This is a genomic window from Arthrobacter sp. zg-Y1171, from assembly GCF_025244845.1.
Classification (GTDB): domain Bacteria; phylum Actinomycetota; class Actinomycetes; order Actinomycetales; family Micrococcaceae; genus Arthrobacter_B.
In genome coordinates, this window is sequence record NZ_CP104264.1 from 1,986,621 (window position 1) to 2,002,917 (window position 16,297).

At 65.9% G+C, this 16,297-nt stretch carries 22 protein-coding genes; 12 read left to right on the forward strand and 10 right to left on the reverse strand.

Features of this window, described 5'->3' with window-relative positions:
• Nucleotides 1–18: 18 nt before the first annotated feature.
• On the reverse strand, nt 19–1,701 hold the full coding sequence (locus N2L00_RS09250) for an MDR family MFS transporter (RefSeq protein WP_255862918.1): 1,683 nt from the start codon (nt 1,699–1,701) through the stop codon (nt 19–21).
• A gap of 270 nt (nt 1,702–1,971) precedes the next feature.
• On the opposite strand from N2L00_RS09250, the gene N2L00_RS09255 reads away from it, so the two are divergent.
• The gene (locus N2L00_RS09255; protein ID WP_255862917.1) at nt 1,972–3,015 is read left to right on the forward strand and encodes a DUF2776 family protein; all 1,044 of its coding nucleotides are present in this window, start codon (nt 1,972–1,974) and stop codon (nt 3,013–3,015) included.
• A 10-nt stretch (nt 3,016–3,025) separates the two neighbouring features.
• On the opposite strand, the gene N2L00_RS09260 is transcribed toward N2L00_RS09255, so the two are convergent.
• The 4 genes from N2L00_RS09260 to N2L00_RS09275 form a co-directional block, all read right to left on the reverse strand.
• Nucleotides 3,026–3,799, reverse strand: a complete 774-nt coding sequence (locus tag N2L00_RS09260; protein WP_255862916.1) for a tyrosine-protein phosphatase — start codon at nt 3,797–3,799, stop codon at nt 3,026–3,028.
• Nucleotides 3,792–4,364, reverse strand: coding sequence for a DUF2087 domain-containing protein (locus N2L00_RS09265; RefSeq protein ID WP_255862915.1), 573 nt, complete (start codon nt 4,362–4,364; stop codon nt 3,792–3,794). The genes N2L00_RS09260 and N2L00_RS09265 overlap by 8 nt, the downstream gene beginning before the upstream one ends.
• Nucleotides 4,365–4,373: 9 nt before the next feature.
• A complete protein-coding gene (locus tag N2L00_RS09270; RefSeq protein WP_255862914.1) occupies nt 4,374–5,210 on the reverse strand; it encodes a hypothetical protein in 837 nt (278 codons plus the stop codon).
• An 89-nt stretch (nt 5,211–5,299) separates the two neighbouring features.
• Nucleotides 5,300–5,638, reverse strand: coding sequence for a chorismate mutase (locus N2L00_RS09275; protein WP_227921230.1), 339 nt, complete (start codon nt 5,636–5,638; stop codon nt 5,300–5,302).
• Between the two features lie 96 nt (nt 5,639–5,734).
• Between N2L00_RS09275 and N2L00_RS09280 the strand changes: the two genes are divergently transcribed.
• The gene (locus N2L00_RS09280) at nt 5,735–6,172 is read left to right on the forward strand and encodes a VOC family protein (RefSeq protein ID WP_255766369.1); all 438 of its coding nucleotides are present in this window, start codon (nt 5,735–5,737) and stop codon (nt 6,170–6,172) included.
• A 7-nt stretch (nt 6,173–6,179) separates the two neighbouring features.
• Here the strand turns inward: N2L00_RS09280 and N2L00_RS09285 are convergent, their stop codons facing one another.
• Nucleotides 6,180–6,968: an SOS response-associated peptidase gene (locus N2L00_RS09285; protein WP_255862913.1), complete on the reverse strand. Its 789-nt coding sequence runs from the start codon at nt 6,966–6,968 to the stop codon at nt 6,180–6,182.
• Between the two features lie 134 nt (nt 6,969–7,102).
• Here N2L00_RS09285 and N2L00_RS09290 point away from each other — a divergent pair, with 134 nt between their 5' ends.
• Both N2L00_RS09290 and N2L00_RS09295 read left to right on the forward strand, forming a co-directional pair.
• Complete coding sequence (locus tag N2L00_RS09290) at nt 7,103–7,327, forward strand: mycoredoxin (protein WP_227933722.1); 225 nt, start codon at nt 7,103–7,105, stop codon at nt 7,325–7,327.
• A 118-nt stretch (nt 7,328–7,445) separates the two neighbouring features.
• On the forward strand, nt 7,446–7,955 hold the full coding sequence (locus N2L00_RS09295) for a hypothetical protein (RefSeq protein ID WP_255766371.1): 510 nt from the start codon (nt 7,446–7,448) through the stop codon (nt 7,953–7,955).
• Nucleotides 7,956–7,986: 31 nt separating this feature from the next.
• Here the strand turns inward: N2L00_RS09295 and N2L00_RS09300 are convergent, their stop codons facing one another.
• Nucleotides 7,987–9,003 carry a zinc-dependent alcohol dehydrogenase family protein gene (locus N2L00_RS09300; protein WP_255862912.1) on the reverse strand — a complete coding sequence of 339 codons (1,017 nt, stop codon included), beginning with the start codon at nt 9,001–9,003 and terminating at the stop codon, nt 7,987–7,989.
• A 214-nt stretch (nt 9,004–9,217) separates the two neighbouring features.
• Here N2L00_RS09300 and N2L00_RS09305 point away from each other — a divergent pair, with 214 nt between their 5' ends.
• From N2L00_RS09305 to N2L00_RS09320, 4 genes are all read left to right on the forward strand, one after another.
• Nucleotides 9,218–10,303 (forward strand): S-(hydroxymethyl)mycothiol dehydrogenase, encoded by a 1,086-nt coding sequence (locus tag N2L00_RS09305; protein ID WP_255766373.1) that lies wholly within the window; start codon nt 9,218–9,220, stop codon nt 10,301–10,303.
• Nucleotides 10,303–10,944, forward strand: a complete 642-nt coding sequence (locus N2L00_RS09310; protein ID WP_255862911.1) for an MBL fold metallo-hydrolase — start codon at nt 10,303–10,305, stop codon at nt 10,942–10,944. Before N2L00_RS09305 ends, N2L00_RS09310 begins: the two co-directional genes overlap by 1 nt.
• Nucleotides 10,945–10,999: 55 nt before the next feature.
• The gene (locus tag N2L00_RS09315; protein ID WP_255766375.1) at nt 11,000–11,548 is read left to right on the forward strand and encodes a hypothetical protein; all 549 of its coding nucleotides are present in this window, start codon (nt 11,000–11,002) and stop codon (nt 11,546–11,548) included.
• A 62-nt stretch (nt 11,549–11,610) separates the two neighbouring features.
• The gene (locus N2L00_RS09320) at nt 11,611–12,429 is read left to right on the forward strand and encodes a DUF427 domain-containing protein (protein ID WP_255766376.1); all 819 of its coding nucleotides are present in this window, start codon (nt 11,611–11,613) and stop codon (nt 12,427–12,429) included.
• A gap of 7 nt (nt 12,430–12,436) precedes the next feature.
• On the opposite strand, the gene N2L00_RS09325 is transcribed toward N2L00_RS09320, so the two are convergent.
• Nucleotides 12,437–12,826, reverse strand: coding sequence for a VOC family protein (locus tag N2L00_RS09325; protein ID WP_255766377.1), 390 nt, complete (start codon nt 12,824–12,826; stop codon nt 12,437–12,439).
• A 199-nt stretch (nt 12,827–13,025) separates the two neighbouring features.
• Here N2L00_RS09325 and N2L00_RS09330 point away from each other — a divergent pair, with 199 nt between their 5' ends.
• From N2L00_RS09330 to N2L00_RS09340, 3 genes are all read left to right on the forward strand, one after another.
• On the forward strand, nt 13,026–13,301 hold the full coding sequence (locus N2L00_RS09330; protein ID WP_255766378.1) for a hypothetical protein: 276 nt from the start codon (nt 13,026–13,028) through the stop codon (nt 13,299–13,301).
• 21 nt (nt 13,302–13,322) lie between these two features.
• Nucleotides 13,323–13,502: a hypothetical protein gene (locus N2L00_RS09335; RefSeq protein WP_255766379.1), complete on the forward strand. Its 180-nt coding sequence runs from the start codon at nt 13,323–13,325 to the stop codon at nt 13,500–13,502.
• Nucleotides 13,503–13,671: 169 nt separating this feature from the next.
• Nucleotides 13,672–13,872 carry a hypothetical protein gene (locus tag N2L00_RS09340; protein ID WP_255766380.1) on the forward strand — a complete coding sequence of 67 codons (201 nt, stop codon included), beginning with the start codon at nt 13,672–13,674 and terminating at the stop codon, nt 13,870–13,872.
• Here the strand turns inward: N2L00_RS09340 and N2L00_RS09345 are convergent.
• On the reverse strand, nt 13,845–14,579 hold the full coding sequence (locus tag N2L00_RS09345; RefSeq protein ID WP_255766381.1) for an NADPH-dependent F420 reductase: 735 nt from the start codon (nt 14,577–14,579) through the stop codon (nt 13,845–13,847). The genes N2L00_RS09340 and N2L00_RS09345 overlap by 28 nt on opposite strands.
• A 4-nt stretch (nt 14,580–14,583) precedes the next feature.
• A complete protein-coding gene (locus N2L00_RS09350) occupies nt 14,584–15,456 on the reverse strand; it encodes a helix-turn-helix domain-containing protein (protein WP_255766382.1) in 873 nt (290 codons plus the stop codon).
• 153 nt (nt 15,457–15,609) lie between these two features.
• Here N2L00_RS09350 and N2L00_RS09355 point away from each other — a divergent pair, with 153 nt between their 5' ends.
• Nucleotides 15,610–16,293: an SDR family NAD(P)-dependent oxidoreductase gene (locus N2L00_RS09355; RefSeq protein ID WP_255766383.1), complete on the forward strand. Its 684-nt coding sequence runs from the start codon at nt 15,610–15,612 to the stop codon at nt 16,291–16,293.
• Nucleotides 16,294–16,297 lie beyond the last annotated feature (4 nt).

Consider the following 16,297-nt stretch of genomic DNA (forward strand, 5'->3'; position numbering starts at 1 on the left):
CTCTTCTCGGTTGGCGGCCTACGTTGCGTCCACGTCCACCCGCGCCGTCCTGGACAACGGCTGCTGCACCAGGAACAGCGTCAGGACAAAGGCCGCCCCCAGGATCGGCACCCCGAGCAGGAAGATCGGCGGCAGCGCCTCGCCGAACGCGGATTTGATGAAGTCCTGCGCCGGTGCGGGCAGCGCCCGGATCTTGTCCGGGCTGATCGAATTGGCACCGCCCGACGCCGCATCGCCGGCTCCGGGCGGTGCCGAGGCCAGCTGGTCGTTCAGCCGGCGGATGAACAGGGAACCGAAAAGGGCAATCCCCAGGGAACCGCCCATCTGCCGGAAGTAGTTGGCGGTGGAAACCCCGGTACCCATGTCCTTGGCCGGGACGCTGTTCTGCACAATCAGCACCACGTTCTGCATCAGCGCCCCGATCCCCAGTCCCAGCACGAACATGCCCAGCGCGGTGAGGGAATACGGCGTCGTGCTGGAGATGCGTGAGAGCAGCAGCAGGCCGCCGACCATGGTGAGGGACCCGAGTATCGGATAGATCTTGTACTTGCCCGTGCGGGAGATCAGCTGCCCCGTCCCGATCGAGGTGGTGAGCAGCCCCGCGGTCATCGGGAGCATCATCAGCCCGGACATAGTGGGACTGGCTCCGTTGACGATCTGCAGGAAGGTCGGCAGGTAGGCAATGGACCCGAACATGGCCAGCCCCACCGCCAGCCCCACCAGTGTGCAGATCAGGAAGTTGCGGATCCCGAACAGGCGCAGCGGAAGTATCGGTTCGGACGCGCGCAGTTCCACCGGAATGAAGATGGCAACGGCGACGGCGGCCACCGCTCCCAGCGTAAGGATCGTGGGCGAGGTCCAGGCGTAGTTGTTGCCGCCCCAGCTGGTCAGCAGCACCAGGGCCGCGCTGCCGACCGCAAGCAGTGCGGCACCGGCATAGTCCAGCCGGATCCCCTTGCGTTCGGACCGCGGCAGGTGCAGGGCGGTGATGATGACCGCGAGCGCCACCGCACCGATGGGCAGGTTGATGTAGAACACCCACCGCCAGGACCAGTAATCGGTAAGGTAGCCGCCCAGCAGCGGTCCGCTGACGGAAGCGATGCCGAACGCCGCCCCGATCATTCCCATGTACTTGCCGCGCTCGCGGGCGGGCACAATGTCGCCGATGATGGCCTGCGCACCGATGATCAGCCCGCCGCCGCCTACGCCCTGGATGGCCCGGTAGGTGATGAGTTCGGCCATGCTGTGCGCCTGCCCGGACAGGGCGGACCCGCCCAGGAACACCACGATGGCGAAAATGAAGATGTTCTTGCGCCCCAGCAGGTCCCCGAGTTTCCCGTATATCGGCAGCCCGATCGTGGAGGTCAGCAGGTAGGCGGTGATCACCCAGGACAGGTGGTCCATGCCCTGCAGGTCCCCCACGATGGTGGGCAGCGCGGTGGCGACGATGGTCTGGTCCAGGGCCGCAACGAGCACCGCCAGCATCAGCCCGGCGAATACGAAGGCGATCCGGCGCCGCGAGTGCCCGCCTCCCGCCTCGGCGCTGCCCTGCGCTCCGGCACCGCCCGGCGGAGGCGTTGACCGCGCCTGCGGGGAATGGGCCACCAGGGGGACGGCGTTGACCGGCGCTCCCATGGCTCCGGCCATACCTGCTATCGGATGGGTGGCTGCGGTTCCGTGGGGCGTAAACCGGTCGGCCATGCACTCCTCCTTGGAAATTTCGGCCGGATGATGGCAGTCCGGTTGGAACTTCCATTCGACGCCCGCCGTCCTGCCAAGTCAACGGTCGGCGGCGGCCATCCCTGCCGCCGGTGCCAGCCGGCGTCGTGGCTGTGGAGGGCGCTAACTTCCATAGTCCGGGAGCGACTCCCTGCCCCGGCGTTGTTCCGCGGTCAGGACAGGCGCAAACTGGCACTAAACGCGGACCGGCCAAGATGTCGAAGCCGCACGGGCTCACCTTCGGGGTACGCCATGAACCGTACGATAAGTGTCATTTTCCGCGTCATACCGCTAATCATGGGCGCTGTCTGTCTGTCCTTTGGCCTCTACATCCTGGCCGGGCCTGACGATGCCAATCGGTTTGTCGCCGGACACGTCAACGTCGGGCTGACCGCAATCTGTTATGCACTGTTCACTACGGCGGCCACCATCATCAGGCAGCTCATCAACCGCTATGGGCGTGTTTGGGCGATCATCCTGCCGCTCTCCGGCTACGTGGCTGCTGCCGCCGCCATCCTCTGGGGCATCGTTCTGGCCAACCGGGACAACACCGCGGAGAACCTCACGGCGGGCTTCGTTGTGATCGGCATCGGCTTCGTCGCCGCGTGCGTCAGCACCGTCGCGGCCGCGTCCACAAAATTCACGCTCATCCAGTCAGCACAGTTACTCGAGCCCCAGGGCGGCCCGCCGGAAGGTGCTCACTCACGCGCCGTCGGCGCCGTGCTGCTCGCAGTTCCGGTGGTGTCCGCCGTCGTCGGTTTCTCCCTTGCGATCGGCCTGTTGGTGCGCGGAGATACTCCCGGATTCGTTGCCGGCCACGTCCTGATCGGACTGTCGGCAATCTGCACGGCGCTGATCGCCCTGGTCGCGAGCATCGTGCGCCAGGTGCGCAACGAATTCAGCGACGGCGAACGTTCCGCCTGGCCCTGGCTTGTCGCTGCCGCCGGCACGATCAATGTGCTGCTCGGACTATTCGTGCTGTTCATCTCACACGAACCCTATCGGCTGGCCCCGGGATGTGTGCTGATCGGCCTCGGGCTGATCTGCTTCAGCATCCTGTCGAAGGTGCTGTTGCTCGCCCTCGTCTGGCGTCGCACGTTTGCCCTGGCCAACCGCATCCCGCTGATGCCCATCGGAACAGCGCTCACCTGTCTGTTCTTCGCAGCGTTCCTCTTTGAAGCCGCAGGCACAGACCCGGCGTTCTTTGTCCCCGCGCACGTGCTGGTTGGGCTCGGAGCTGTCTGCTTTACGCTCTTCTCAATCGTGTCGATCCTCGAAGCGGGAACGTCGGAGTAGCAGAGCAGCGTTAAGGCCGGGCGGTAACTGCTCCCCGCCAGGTGCGGATGCCGGTGCGGACTGCTTCCGGCAGCCCGGCGTCGTCAAAGAGCCCCTGCAGCGAAAAGCCGTCCACCGCCGCACGGAAGGCACCGTCCATGCTGGTTCCGTGCCCGGCGCACAGTATTTCGCTCTCTGCCTCCGGATTGGGCCGTCCCGTTGCTGCTGCGAAGGCGTCCGCGTTGCGGACGGTTTCGAAGTAGTCCTCCCGGATCTCCTCCGGCTCCGCGTCCACTGCCGCGAGCAGGACCATTGCGGTCATTCCGGTGCGGTCGCGTCCGGCCATGCAGTGGAAGAGCACCCCGCCGGGCGGAGCATCGGCAAGCGCCTGCAGGACGGCACCCATCCGGTCCGGCAGCCGCGTGAGGTGCGGCAGGTAGTACAGCGGCGTACCCATCAGCCCGTTGTTCCAGTACCCTTCCCAGAACTCCGGGTTCTCGGCCAGGCCGTCCAGGTCCACGGGAACCGTGGTGAGCCAGTCCGGGCGGGCGGCGGTGTCCCGCGCACGTTCGGGCGGCTGGCGGAGGTCGACGACGGTACGCACTCCCAGCGCATGCAGGGCGTCCCAGCCGCCGGGCCGGACCAGGTCCACCGTTTCGGAGCGGAAGAAGACCCCGTGCGGCGTAAGCGTGCCGTCGCGCCGTCGTCGTCCGCCCAGGTCACGGAAGTTCACCAGCCCCTCCACGGGGCGAAGAACCCGCGCGTCGACTGCAGTGAGGTTGGCCGTATCCGGGGAACTAGGCAAATTCCATTCCTTCAGCCGGGCGGGGACGGGTGAGCCAGTACTGGGTGCCTGCCGCATCCCGGGCCACGATGCCTTCATCCACCAGATAGCGGCGGATGGCAGCGGGGTCTGCGGTGAAGGCCGCCAGCCGGGTGGTGAGTTCCTTCTCCGACAGCACCGGCCGCAGCCCCGGCTCCGGCGGCCGGGCATGTTCAAAGACCTCCCCGGCCAGGAAGTGCAGCAGCTCCAGCCGGTCGGAGCGTTTGCGCGGGTAGGACTCGAGCCTGCCGTTGACCAGGAAGCGGCGGGCCGACGTGTCGGGTGGCCGCACCCCGGCGGCCAGCAGATCGGCGAAGACGGTCGCCACGGGTTCCACCCCGCGCTCGCCGACGCGGACCAGGCCGGCGTTCTGCAGCACGGCCAGCGACTTGGCCTCGGCGGAGGTGAGATCCTCCGGGTCCAGGCATGCGCCGTCGTCGGCCGCCAGCACGGCGCGGGCGTACAGGTGCAGGCGCCGGCGGTCTGCGAGCGCCGCCGCCACGGGACGCCAGCGGTTCGCCTCCGGCGTCGAACTAGTTTCCCCCATGGCTCTCCTTCATTCCGATGACCTGCAGGTCCCGTATCCACCGACCGGCTCATCGAGAAGCTGTACATCAGGGATCTTATGCAGCATCCCCATGGTCTCAAGCTCGGCGTACAGGTCAGCCACCGCAGCGGCGTTCCATTCCCTTACGGCGATCAGCGTCCCGTCCGGGCATTCCCGGGTTGCCGCGTCCAGGGGGAAGGGAAGCCTGCCGTACCCGGTGCGCGAAAACCAGTTCAGATAGCCGACGGACGGGGCATATATGGAGCGCTGTCCAACACCCAGCTGCGTTCCCCTCTCTGTGCAGCGGGTCATGGTTTCCGGAGTCGTCAGGCACGCAGTCTCGGGCTGCCAGATATGGACCAGCTCACCGAACCAGCGGCGGGCATCCTCAGGGGAACCGATGACGAACTCCGCGGGCGGCAGCAGGGTGATCTCATTGGCCGGGTTCCCCCAGACACCGCTGCGGCCGGCAGAAATTTCGAACGAAAACAGTCCGTTTTCCGGATCGCCGGTGCCGGTCAGTGAGAACTTTGCCTTGAGGGTTCCGGTATCCACCTTGGAATAGGGAACATCGCGCTGGCGTGGACTTTGAATCAGCGCTCCCAGAGACTCGGGGTCCTTCGGGATGTCGATCCACTTCTGCCCGGACACCAGGAGGATCTGCGCCGACATCTGCCATTGGGCGTCCGGATCGGGGAATCTCTTCCGAATCAGGGGGAGCGTCAGCAGGATGCGCTCGGCAACCCGCACCGGGGTCTCCTTGCGTGATCCCCACTCCAGGGACAGCCAGGCGTGGACCCGTTCGCCATCGGGGATAGGGAAGAGGCCACCGACTGTTTGTGTCATGCGGCACAACCTACCCGATGCGGGCAACCCCGCGGTTGAGGCGCCGACGGCGTGTGGCTCGGCTCGGCATGCCCGGAACCGGGCTCCCCCTAGCTGCGGCTGAAGGCGTCCAGCTTGCGCTGGGTCTCCATCTCGTGGCGGACCTTCAGCTCGTAGTCGATGAAGGCCTCGATCATGGCCGTGTACGTGCGTTCCACCACATTGCAGTCGCCGTCCTGCTCCTGGGCCGCATGGCGGACATGGGCAATGACTTCCTCCATGCGCTTGGGCGAGCGGACGGCGTCGTCGTTGTCTTTAAGTCCCCCGGCGAGCCGGACCAGCCGCTGCCGCCGCCAGATCAGCGCGACAATTTCCTCATCGATTTCGTCAATTGCTGTCCGGACATTATCGAGCTGTCCCGAAACGGATTTCTGCTCAGCTGGTTCCATGCCTTAAGAGTAACCATTCCCGGGCAGCAGGCACCGCACCGGGCCTCCGCTACCCGGGTAACGGCCGTTGGGCGTCTTCATGGCAGGATCATAGGCGTGAACCCCCACGTTTCCGTGGTCACCGTAGGCGTACGGGACCTCGAAGTAACTCACGCGTTCTACGTTTCGCGGCTCGGCTGGGAAACCGTCCAATACGTCCCCGACGAGGTGATCTTCTTCCAGATCAACCACGGGCTGCTCCTGGCCTTTTTCCGGGCAGACCATCTGGCGGCTGAAGCCGGCGCGGTCGGCGAGCTCCACAACGCCCCGGTCACCCTCGGGCACAACGTGGACTCGGCAGCAGAGGTAGACGCCGTGCTGGCCAACGCCGCCGGTGCCGGCGGGGTCATCACCGCCCCCGGAACCCAGATGAGCTGGGGCGGCTATTCCGGCTACTTCACGGATCCCGACGGGCTGCGCTGGGAAGTCTGCTTCAACCCCGGCCTCAGGGTGGACGACGCCGGCCGGGTCACCCTGGCAGTGATTTCCGAATAAGTTCCCGCTAGAACAGCACGTTCTCCGTCGGCACCGTCTCCGCCGGGTCCGGATGCAGCAGGTATTCGCCGTCGTTGCGCACGTTGCCTACGGCCGGATGGGCTTCGGACAACACCCAGTCCGCCGCCGTCGTGTAGGCCTGCGCCGCGGCCAGGGCTACCAGCGTGCCCGCATCGCGCCGTGCCGGGTCAAGCCAGGCAGCCATTGCGTCCGGGGACAGCGGCAGCGGCAGCCGGTCATGCAGGCCGGCCAGTTCCCGCAGCACGGGTTCGGCGCTGTCCTCCGGGGGCGAGGCGACGGTGAGGATCGACGTCGAGAGCAGCCACATCTCCGGGTCGCCTTCGGCCTTGGCCGGATCCCGCCACCACTCATACAGGCCGGCAAAGTAGATCGGGGCGCCGTCGGCCCGGGACACGTGGAACGGGCGGCGTGCCTTGCCGGGGCCGGCCTTCCATTCGTAGTAACCGTCCACCGGCACCGCACAGCGGCGCGAGAGAACTGCGTCGCGGAACGTGGGCTTTTCCAGGACGGTCTCGCTGCGGGCATTGAACGCACGTACGCCTGCGGACCCGTCGGCTGCCCACCCCGGAACCAGGCCCCAGCGGGCAACGTGGATCTGGCGCACCTGCATCCGCCCCCGGCCCGGCACCTCCACGAACCGTTCGAGGACAACAGGGACGTCCGACGTCGGGGCCACGTTCCAGGACGCGCGCAGTTCCAGCCGGGCGTCAGCCTCCGCTTCAGCGTCGGCCACGAGGTCCCCCACGGAGCGGGCCATGACGTATCTTCCGCACATGCCTCCAGTCTGCCACCGGGAATGCCGCCGGCCGGAATATTGTTGGATCGGGCAACAATCCATTTCGACGAAGAGGAGCAACCATCGTGGCTGCCACTGCTGAAGCTTTCACCCCCGCAACCGGAACCATCACCATGTTCTCCACCTCATGGTGCGGATACTGCCGGCGCCTGAAGTCCCAGCTGGATGCCCAGGGCATCGGCTACACCGAGGTCAACATCGAGGACGTGGAAGGTACTGCGGAGCTGGTGGCCTCGCTCAACGGCGGCAACCAGACCGTCCCGACCGTGATTTTCCCGGACGGTTCCGCGGCCACCAACCCTTCCGCTTCCGAGGTGAAGTCCCGCCTCGGCCTCTAGGCGGTAGGCCCCTCGGGCCCGGCGGACGGCGGAACCGCGTGCTTGACTCACGGTTACTGAGTAGTAGTGTGGGGGCTCTTCCAGAGGGAACGGTACTACCGGGACACGAAGGAGCGAGATGAAGACCACGACGACGCGGACCGCCGTCCTTTTGTCGACAGCCGGACTGATCGCCGGTTCCGCGGTTTTTGCGGCACCGGCCTCAGCGGCTGTCACCGAATGTGAACCCGGGTCCACATCAACCACCTTCACCGGGTCCACCACAAGCCGGGAAACAGTCGGCACGGCAACGCTCACGAACAGTTCCACGGTCACTGCACCTGTCGCGCTCACCAGTGAACGTTCCGTGACCAGCCAGGCGTCTTCCAAGGGGACGATACCGCTCAGCGCGATCCTCCCCGCAGTGCGGACCGAGGTCACCCCGCTGGCGTTCGAAACCGCCAGCTGGCGTGCCGGACAGTCGGTATTCCAACTAACCTTGCCGGCGGGCCAGTCACACGATGTGACATACGGGTTCAACCTGATGTCGTTTTCCGGTTCACAGCAGGAATGTGGACTCGACGGACGCTTCGGTCCCGCAACGGACTTCAGCGGAACCGTTCCAACCGGAACCTACGTAGACTTCTAGCGCCGCGGGTGGGAACCTGCCGGGCGGTGAGTCAGGGACGCAGCAGGGCCTTTATGGTGCGCCGTTCATCCATGGCCCGGTAGCCTTCCGCGGCCTCGCCCAGCGGCAGCTCCAGGGTAAAGACCTTCCCCGGGTTGATCTTGCGCTGCAGGATCAACCCCATGAGCTCGGGCAGGAACCGGCGCACCGGTGCCGGGCCGCCCAGCAGGTGAATCTCCGCGAAAAAGAGCTGTTCCCCGGGCAGCTGCACGCCGTGCGGCACCCCCACGTAGCCCATATGGCCGCCGGGGCGGGTGCAGCCGATACCCTGCAGCATCGAGGCCTGGGTCCCCACTGCCTCCACGACGCTGTGGGCGCCCAGCCCGCCGGTCAGTTCGCGCACCGCTGCTACGCCGTCGTCGCCGCGTTCCTGGACGATGTCCGTGGCTCCGAACTCCCGCGCCAGTTCCTGACGGTCCGCGTGGCCGCTCATGGCGATGATCCGTTCGGCGCCCATCTGCCGGGCGGCCAGCACGGCCAGGAGACCCACCGCGCCGTCGCCCACAACCGCAACTGTCTTGCCGGGCCCGGCTTCGGCCGCCGCCGCACCGAACCAGCCCGTCCCGAGCACGTCCGAAGCGGCGAGCAGTGAGGGGATCACGTCTGCATCCGGCGGGTCCGCCGTCGCCACGAGTGTGCCGTCCGCGAGGGGAACACGCAGATACTCGGCCTGCGCTCCGCCGACGCCGGCGGCGTGGACACACCGGCTCTGATACCCCGCGGCGCAGATCTCGCAGGTGTTGTCGGAGGCGAAAAACGAGCCCACCACAAACTGGCCCGGCCGGATCAGCGAAACCGCTGCCCCGGTTTCTTCGACTATGCCCACGTATTCATGCCCCATCGGGCGCGGGCGGCGCACCGGGTCGATGCCCCGGTACGGCCACAGGTCCGATCCGCAGACGCAGGCCGCCACCACTCGCAGGATGGCGTCAGTGGGTTCCTGGAGTGCCGGCCGGGGGACATCCTCCACCCGGACATCCCGCTCTCCGTACAACAGGGTTCCTAGCATGGGGGCACTTCCTGGTGTTGGCGGCCGGCAGACTCCGGACCCGTTCCTGCCTTCCATGCTAGGACGGTACCCGGTCCGGCGGCAGGCCCTGACGGTTGAGCCGGGAGCGGAAGGGTAATTCCCGCTTCGCTCCCAGCGCCCCGGGTCCATAGGATGGGAAGCGGGATGCTGGACTCAGGCGTCCCGCCCGGACATCGAAAGAGGCAGCACACTCATGGTTCATAAGGTTCAGGCCGTAGTCGTCAAGGAAAAGAACGCCCCCGTCTCCCTGGAGACCATCCTGGTTCCGGATCCCGGGCCCGGCGAAGCGCTGGTGGACATCCTCACCTGCGGCGTCTGCCATACCGACCTGCACTACAAGCAGGGCGCCATCAATGATGACTATCCGTTCCTGCTCGGGCACGAAGCCACCGGCGTCGTGTCCGCCGTCGGCCCCGACGTGACCGAGGTAGCCCCCGGCGACCGCGTGGTGCTGAACTGGCGCGCTGTCTGCGGCGAATGCCGTGCCTGCCGCAAGGGTGAGCCGCAGTACTGCTTCAACACCGCCAACGCCACGCAGAAGATGACCTTGGAGGACGGCACCGAGCTGACGCCCGCGCTGGGCATCGGTGCCTTCGCCGAGAAGACCCTCGTGGCCGCCGGCCAGTGCACCAAGGTGGACGACGACGTCGACGCCGCCGCGGTGGGCCTGCTCGGCTGCGGCGTGATGGCCGGCATCGGCGCCGCCATTAACACCGGCGCCGTACAGCGCGGAGAATCCGTGGCCGTCATCGGCTGCGGCGGCGTAGGCATTGCCGCCGTCGCCGGCGCGAAGCTGGCCGGAGCCACCACCATCATCGCCGTGGACATCGACCCGGCCAAGGTCGAACTGGCCATGGCCCAGGGCGCTACGCACGGCATCAACTCCAAGGACGAAGATCCGGTGGAAGCCATCCGCGCCCTCACCGGCGGCTTCGGCGCCGACGTCGTGATTGACGCGGTGGGACGCCCGGAAACGTATAAGCAGGCCTTCTACGCCCGCGACCTCGCCGGCCGCGTGGTGCTGGTGGGTGTGCCGAACCCGGAGATGAAGATCGAACTGCCGCTGGCGGATGTGTTCGGCCGCGGCGGCTCCCTGAAGTCCTCCTGGTACGGCGACTGCCTGCCCTCCCGGGACTTCCCCATGCTGGTGGAGCAGTACAAGCTCGGCCGGCTGGACCTGGATGCCTTCGTCACCGAGCGCATCGGCCTGGGCGACATCGAGGAAGCCTTCACCAAGATGCATGACGGCAAGGTCCTGCGTTCGGTGGTGGAACTGTAATGTTCCGCATCGACAACGTGGTCACCTCGGGAACCTTCTCCCTGGACGGCGGCACCTGGGGCGTGGACAACAACGTCTGGATTGTCGGCGACGACGCCCAGGTGATCGTCATCGACCCCGCCCACAACATCAACGCGGTAGCCGAAGCCGTGGGTGACCGGGAGGTCATGGCCATCCTGCTCACCCACGGGCACGACGACCACATCCGCGCCGTCGGCGAAGCCCGGGACCGCTTCAGCGCCCCGGTGTTCCTGCACGCCGCGGACCGGATGCTGTGGGACGCCGTGTTCCCCGACGAGGGACCGGACGATGTGATCGAGGACGGCGACACGTTCGAGATTGCCGGCCATACCCTGCGCGCCCTGCACACGCCGGGCCACTCCCCCGGATCGGTCTGCTTCTCGCTGGCCGCCGGCGAGGACGTTCCGGAGCCGGTGGTCTTCAGCGGCGACACACTGTTTAGCGGCGGCCCCGGCGCCACCGGCCGTTCCTACAGCGATTTCCCGACCATCATCGAGTCCATCCGGGAACGGCTGCTGACGCTGCCGGCGGAGACGAAGGTGCTCACCGGGCACGGGGATTCGACGTCGATCGCCGCCGAAGGTCCGCATCTGCAGGAATGGATCGACCGGGGACACTAGGACTCGCCGCGATCTTCCATGCGCATGCCTTGACCGCCCGGGTTAGGGTATGCGCATGGGGGATCACCGCGAGATGCTGCTGGATTTGTCCGTGGACGAGAGTTCTGCCGAAGCGCGGATGTGCGAGGTGCGGAACTGGTTCCGTGCCAATGGCTGGAGTGCACCCGCACCCGATAACTACGATCCGCGCCACATCGAGCATATTTCCGACGGGCCGGGTCCCCGTTTGAGGGAGCAGCTGGATTCCCGCTCGCCGCACTTTGTCTTCACTTTCATTCCCGGCCGTGATTTCTATTACGCAGGGTCTGTGGGCGGGCCCCAGTGCCGGGAATGCGGCGAATACCGGGACTTCGACGAAGCTGCCGGGATGATTCAGGAGTGGCTGGACTCGCACCGCGAACCGGAGCTTACCTGTCCGAGCTGTTCATGGAAGGCGCCCTGGGGGAACTGGGACCTGAGCTGGTCCCTGGTGCTTTCCGCGTTGGCCGTCATCATCCATCAGGACTCCCAGACCCCGGATCCGCAGGAACTGTCCCGGCATCTTACGGAGCAGCTGCAGGCGGATCTCGGCGGGCGCTGGGTGCTTATGCACTTCAAGGGTTAAGACTTTGCCAACCGTATCCGCAGGCCCTTGTATCGGGTGTTATCCCGCCGGAAACTGAACTTATGGCCCTGCAAATCAGTCCCGCTTTCTGGAAGCTCCTGCCGGAGCTGCGCTATGAACCCACGCCTCGGCGTATCCGTGCGCAGCTCGGCGGCAACACCGTGGTGGATTCCACCAATACGGTGCTGGCCTACGAGCCGAGGCGGGTCACCCCTATCTACGCCGTACCCGCCGGGGATATCTCAGCGGAGGTGACGGCTGCTTCGGAACCCGACGGCGATCCGCTGGCCGATGTGCCGCCCGGCGCCCTGATGGACCCGCGCTACCCGTTCTCCGCGCACACTGCCCCCGGCCAGCCACTGGACCTGCGTGCAGGAGCGCATGAGCTGCCCGGTGCCGGGTTCCGTCCGGATGATGCAGATCTTGGCGGGTATGTGCTGCTCGACTTCAATGCGTTCGACCGGTGGCTGGAGGAAGACCAGGTGGTCGAGGGACACCCCCGGGATCCTTTCCACCGGGTCGACGCCGTGGACTCCTCGAGAGCCGTGCGGGTGCATCTGGGCGGACAACTGCTGGCCGAGACCCGGCAGCCGCTGCTCGTGTACGAAACCATGCTTCCGCCGCGGACCTACTTTCCGCGCAGGGACGTGGACTGGGATGTCCTCAACGCATCGAGCTTCCGGTCCGTCTGCCCGTACAAGGGGACGGCGAACTACTGGTCGGTGACCGGGCATCCGGCGGGAACGGACCTGGCCTGGTCGTTTGAACGGGTGCTTCCGGATTCGGCGCAGCTCAAGGACCGGGTCTCGTTCTTCGACGAGCGCACCGAGGTCTACGTGGACGACGCCAAGCAGGAGATCAATTCCCTGTTCCGCTTCTAAGGCTGCTTCAGTCCGCCGTATCCGCGATCTGGATGAGGTTGCCCACGGTGTCGGAGAAAACCGCCGTCGTTATCGGTCCCATCCGGGTAGGCGGCTGAGTGAAAGCCACGCCCAGGTCCAATAGCCGGTGATATTCGTCCTCGACGCTGTCCACAGCGAAGGAAGTGAACGGGATCCCGTCCGCTACCAGCGCCTCCGTGAACGGCGCAACGGCGGGATGCCCGGTCGGCTCGAGCAGCAGTTCCACCCCGGCGTCCTCCCCCGGCACCCTCACGGTCAGCCAGCGCGCCCCGCCCGCCCGCACATCCTGCCGCTGTTCGAATCCCAGCACCCGCGTGTAAAAATCCAGTGCCTTATCTTGGTCGTCCACAAAAATACTGGTCACCACAATCCTCATGGTTGCTCCCTATCTGTTCGGGTTTTCACGTGCCGGCTATCCGGGAGTTCCGTCGGCACACGGCCAGTATCCGGTGCGCCAGGCAAATGCGGGAGAGGTGGTCCTGTCAAACCCCCGGCTGTGCAGGGCACTGGCCGCTGATAAGCGGGATTTGTAGCGTTGATGCCCCAACGCCGACATCAGAACGGAAGACCACACCATGTCAACGCCCAATGAATCGTACGAACTCGCCCGCCGCCGCGTCATCGCGAAGACCATCTACAAGGGGGTGGTCGGTCTCTGGCTGCTGCTCGCGGTCCTTCAGGTCGCTATCTGGTACTTCACGACGCCGGACGGCTACTTCTGGCCGGTCTGGCCGATCCTGGGAACTCTTGTCGCCGCAGTCATTGCGGGGATCCCCGTCTACGCAGGCCGTCCCGCCATATCGGATCGCCGTATTGAAGCCGAAGTGGCTCGGATGCGGCGAAACGGCTGACCAGTACCAGGAGAGGACATCATGCTCGACAGCACTCACCAGGTCATCGCCGGCGTCGTTCTCCTCACCGTCCTCGGCCAGGATCCCGCACGGCCCAACGGAGCCATTATGCTTCTCTGGATTGGAGCGGCTGTGCTGGGCGTCGGCGTGCTGGCCGCCGGCGTCGGCCTCATCGTTCAGGGAGTCATGTCAGCGCCATGAACATGACTGAGACGGTTGCGCTGGTAACCGGAGCGAACAGGGGGCTGGGACGGGAATTCGTGATCCAGCTGGTTGAGCGGGTGCCTACGCTGCCGCGAAGGCCGCCGAGTGGCAGCTCACCAACAGCACGCGCCTGGAGCTTGCCGGCCAGGGCACACACGTGATGGGCGTGCACCTCTCTTCCACCGATACCGACATGATGAAGGGCTGGGACATTCCCAAGAACGACCCCCGCGTGATCATCTCGGATGTGCTCGATGCCCTGGTGAAGGGGTCGCACGAGTTTTTGGATGCAGACACGCAAGCCGTCAAGGACCAGCTGAGCCTGCCTCCCGAAGCTTTTTACGCAGGCGTGGGCCCCTTCGCCTGAGCCGCTGCCGGGGTTGAGATGACGGACCGTTGAGCGCGCTGCAGATTGCGGATGAGTTCCTCGCGGCTTTGTCCATCGACGTGGTGGTGCCACATCGGCGTACCGGGGCTGCTGCGCCAGGATTCGCTCAGGGGACTGTTATCAACTGCGTCGAATCCGAGATCGTCATAGAACCGGGTCACCAGTTCGACGGCCTCCGGATAGTCGCTGGAGACGACCAGCGCCTTACGGTCAGGTGCTCCGGCCGGTCGCGCCAGCCGCATGATGGCCGGCAGCGCGTCGCTGGGGACACGGAGGTGGAAGCGCTCATGGAACTGGACGTGAGTGAACGCCTTGACGACCTTCGAAGCGGGCAGCTGTTCCTGACGTAACTCATGGACTGTCTTGAGCCCGGAGTCGACGTCGGGGAAGTTCCCGTCGCGCCAGACCATGTAATTGTTGTTATCGATCACGACCTTTCCTGCGAGTTCCCGCACCGGCAGCCGGTCACCGGGCGCGTACGGGAACGCGGTGACGGCGAAGTCAGCTGCAGCCGCAGCCTCTGCCGCGTAGGCTGCGCGTGCCCGCGGTCCCAAGTCCTTGACCAGCCGCTGTAAGGTTTCAGGTCCCCGCGAATTCGCGATAACGACGTCGTAGCCCGCCGCGGTTGCCACGCGGGCAAGCGTTGCTCCGGCCTGGCCCGCGCCGAGGATGCCGACAGTAGTCACGGTTTCACTCCCTGGTTAACCCGGCGCCGGTTTGCGGATGTTCCTGGCTCGTGTTCGTTGAGAAGGCCGCGGAGGCAAGGAGCGCAAGTTTCTCAGCATTGTCGGAGCCGGCGTCGGGGTGGTAAATGACGAGCATCAGTCCGTCCGCTCCGTTGATGCCCAGGCGCTCCCGGTTGAGGGTCATTTCCCCGACCTGCGGGTGGTTGAGGCGCATCGGTGTGCCTCTCTGGGCCCGCACTTCATGCCGTGCCCACATTCGGCGGAAGTAGGGGCTCGCCAGCGAAAGCTCTCCGACGAGTTCGATGAAACGGGGATTGTCGACATCCTTGCCCACGGACTGCCGAAGGTTCGCAATGAAGCACTCCGTCACCACTTCCCACTCCGGATAAAGGGCCTGCTCGGCCGGGTCGAGGAACATGTCCCTCAGCTGGTTCCCCCCGAGATCAAGACGCGGTGAGAGCGCTTTCGCCAGGCTGTTTGCGGCCAGGATGTCAAAGTACCGGCCCTCGATGAAGGCGGGCTGGGCGAGCGAATCCAGCAGCTTGAGTGCACCAGCGGGAACGGTTTCCTTGGACGGCCGGCGAACGCGCTGCCGGGGAACGTCCGCGACCAGCGTGAGCAGGTACGCGAGGTGCTCGTCGTCAAGTTGGAGCACGCGGGCGATGGACTCGAGGACCTGCACGGAGGGGTGCCGGTCCCGTCCACGCTCCAACCGCAGGTAGTAATCGGCGCTGATGCCGGCGAGCATGGCCACTTCCTCGCGCCGCAGTCCGGGCACGCGACGCACACCTATGTCCGGGATGCCGGCCTGCTTCGGTGTTACCAGCTCGCGCCTGGCCCGCAGATAGTCGCCAAGGGCGTTCGATGTCTTACTCATGGGAGCCAGCCTAGGACCTGGCAGGGCGGTTGGGACAGCGGCAGAGGGGGTCCTGTCACTCCCCCGGCTGGACAGGGCTCTGGCCGGTGAAAGCAGGCATTCGTAGCGTTGCAGTGGCTCAGCTGGAGCTGAGCCTACCGAGAGGACAGAAAATTGACCATCACATTAATCACCGGGGCGAACAAGGGCATCGGATTCGAAACAGCCAGGCAACTGCTGGAGTTGGGGCATGTCGTTTACATAGGTGCCCGTGATGCCGAGCGGGGTGAGAAAGCCGCAGCAGAGCTGGGCGCTCGATTCGTGCAGCTCGACGTAACGGACGACCCCTCAGTCAGCAGCGCACTCGCGAGCATTGATGCCGCCGAGGGCCGGCTCGACGTCCTGGTGCACAACGCGGGCGTCCTCGAGACAGAGATGGACGGCCCCTCCGCCCTCCGGGCCTTCGATACCAATGCGGTAGGTATTGTCCGCGTCACGCAGGCCGCACTCCCCCTGCTGCGCAGGTCCGCCAACGCCCATGTGGTCACCATCTCGAGCAGCGCCGGATCCTTCTGGGCGGTCACCAACCCCGATCGACCGGAGTTCGACCTGCCGCTCGCCCTCTACTCGGCGTCCAAGACGGCGGCGACCATGCTCACCGTGCAGTACGCCAAGTCCCACCCCGGCATCAAGTTCAACGCACTCGAACCCGGCACCACTGCCACGGAAATGACGGCCCGCTTCGGAATCGGGAGGCCACCGGAAGAAAGCGCACGAGTCGTTGTGCGCCTCGCCACCCACGGCTCGGAGGGCCCAACCGGAACCCTCCGGGACGAAAACGGCGAGCTGCACTTCTAGGAGA

What these genes read in the sequence shown, in the direction of transcription:
- N2L00_RS09290 (WP_227933722.1), top strand. Translation starts at nt 7,103, where the DNA reads ATGTTCTCCACCTCATGGTGCGGATACTGCCGGCGCCTGAAGTCCCAG.
- N2L00_RS09310 (WP_255862911.1), top strand. Translation starts at nt 10,303, where the DNA reads ATGTTCCGCATCGACAACGTGGTCACCTCGGGAACCTTCTCCCTGGAC.
- N2L00_RS09335 (WP_255766379.1), top strand. Translation starts at nt 13,323, where the DNA reads ATGCTCGACAGCACTCACCAGGTCATCGCCGGCGTCGTTCTCCTCACC.
- N2L00_RS09325 (WP_255766377.1), bottom strand. Translation starts at nt 12,826, where the DNA reads ATGAGGATTGTGGTGACCAGTATTTTTGTGGACGACCAAGATAAGGCA.
- N2L00_RS09270 (WP_255862914.1), bottom strand. Translation starts at nt 5,210, where the DNA reads ATGACACAAACAGTCGGTGGCCTCTTCCCTATCCCCGATGGCGAACGG.
- N2L00_RS09265 (WP_255862915.1), bottom strand. Translation starts at nt 4,364, where the DNA reads ATGGGGGAAACTAGTTCGACGCCGGAGGCGAACCGCTGGCGTCCCGTG.
- N2L00_RS09315 (WP_255766375.1), top strand. Translation starts at nt 11,000, where the DNA reads ATGGGGGATCACCGCGAGATGCTGCTGGATTTGTCCGTGGACGAGAGT.
- N2L00_RS09275 (WP_227921230.1), bottom strand. Translation starts at nt 5,638, where the DNA reads ATGGAACCAGCTGAGCAGAAATCCGTTTCGGGACAGCTCGATAATGTC.
- N2L00_RS09320 (WP_255766376.1), top strand. Translation starts at nt 11,611, where the DNA reads ATGGCCCTGCAAATCAGTCCCGCTTTCTGGAAGCTCCTGCCGGAGCTG.
- N2L00_RS09295 (WP_255766371.1), top strand. Translation starts at nt 7,446, where the DNA reads ATGAAGACCACGACGACGCGGACCGCCGTCCTTTTGTCGACAGCCGGA.
- N2L00_RS09250 (WP_255862918.1), bottom strand. Translation starts at nt 1,701, where the DNA reads ATGGCCGACCGGTTTACGCCCCACGGAACCGCAGCCACCCATCCGATA.
- N2L00_RS09305 (WP_255766373.1), top strand. Translation starts at nt 9,218, where the DNA reads ATGGTTCATAAGGTTCAGGCCGTAGTCGTCAAGGAAAAGAACGCCCCC.
- N2L00_RS09300 (WP_255862912.1), bottom strand. Translation starts at nt 9,003, where the DNA reads ATGCTAGGAACCCTGTTGTACGGAGAGCGGGATGTCCGGGTGGAGGAT.
- N2L00_RS09285 (WP_255862913.1), bottom strand. Translation starts at nt 6,968, where the DNA reads ATGTGCGGAAGATACGTCATGGCCCGCTCCGTGGGGGACCTCGTGGCC.
- N2L00_RS09255 (WP_255862917.1), top strand. Translation starts at nt 1,972, where the DNA reads ATGAACCGTACGATAAGTGTCATTTTCCGCGTCATACCGCTAATCATG.
- N2L00_RS09350 (WP_255766382.1), bottom strand. Translation starts at nt 15,456, where the DNA reads ATGAGTAAGACATCGAACGCCCTTGGCGACTATCTGCGGGCCAGGCGC.
- N2L00_RS09330 (WP_255766378.1), top strand. Translation starts at nt 13,026, where the DNA reads ATGTCAACGCCCAATGAATCGTACGAACTCGCCCGCCGCCGCGTCATC.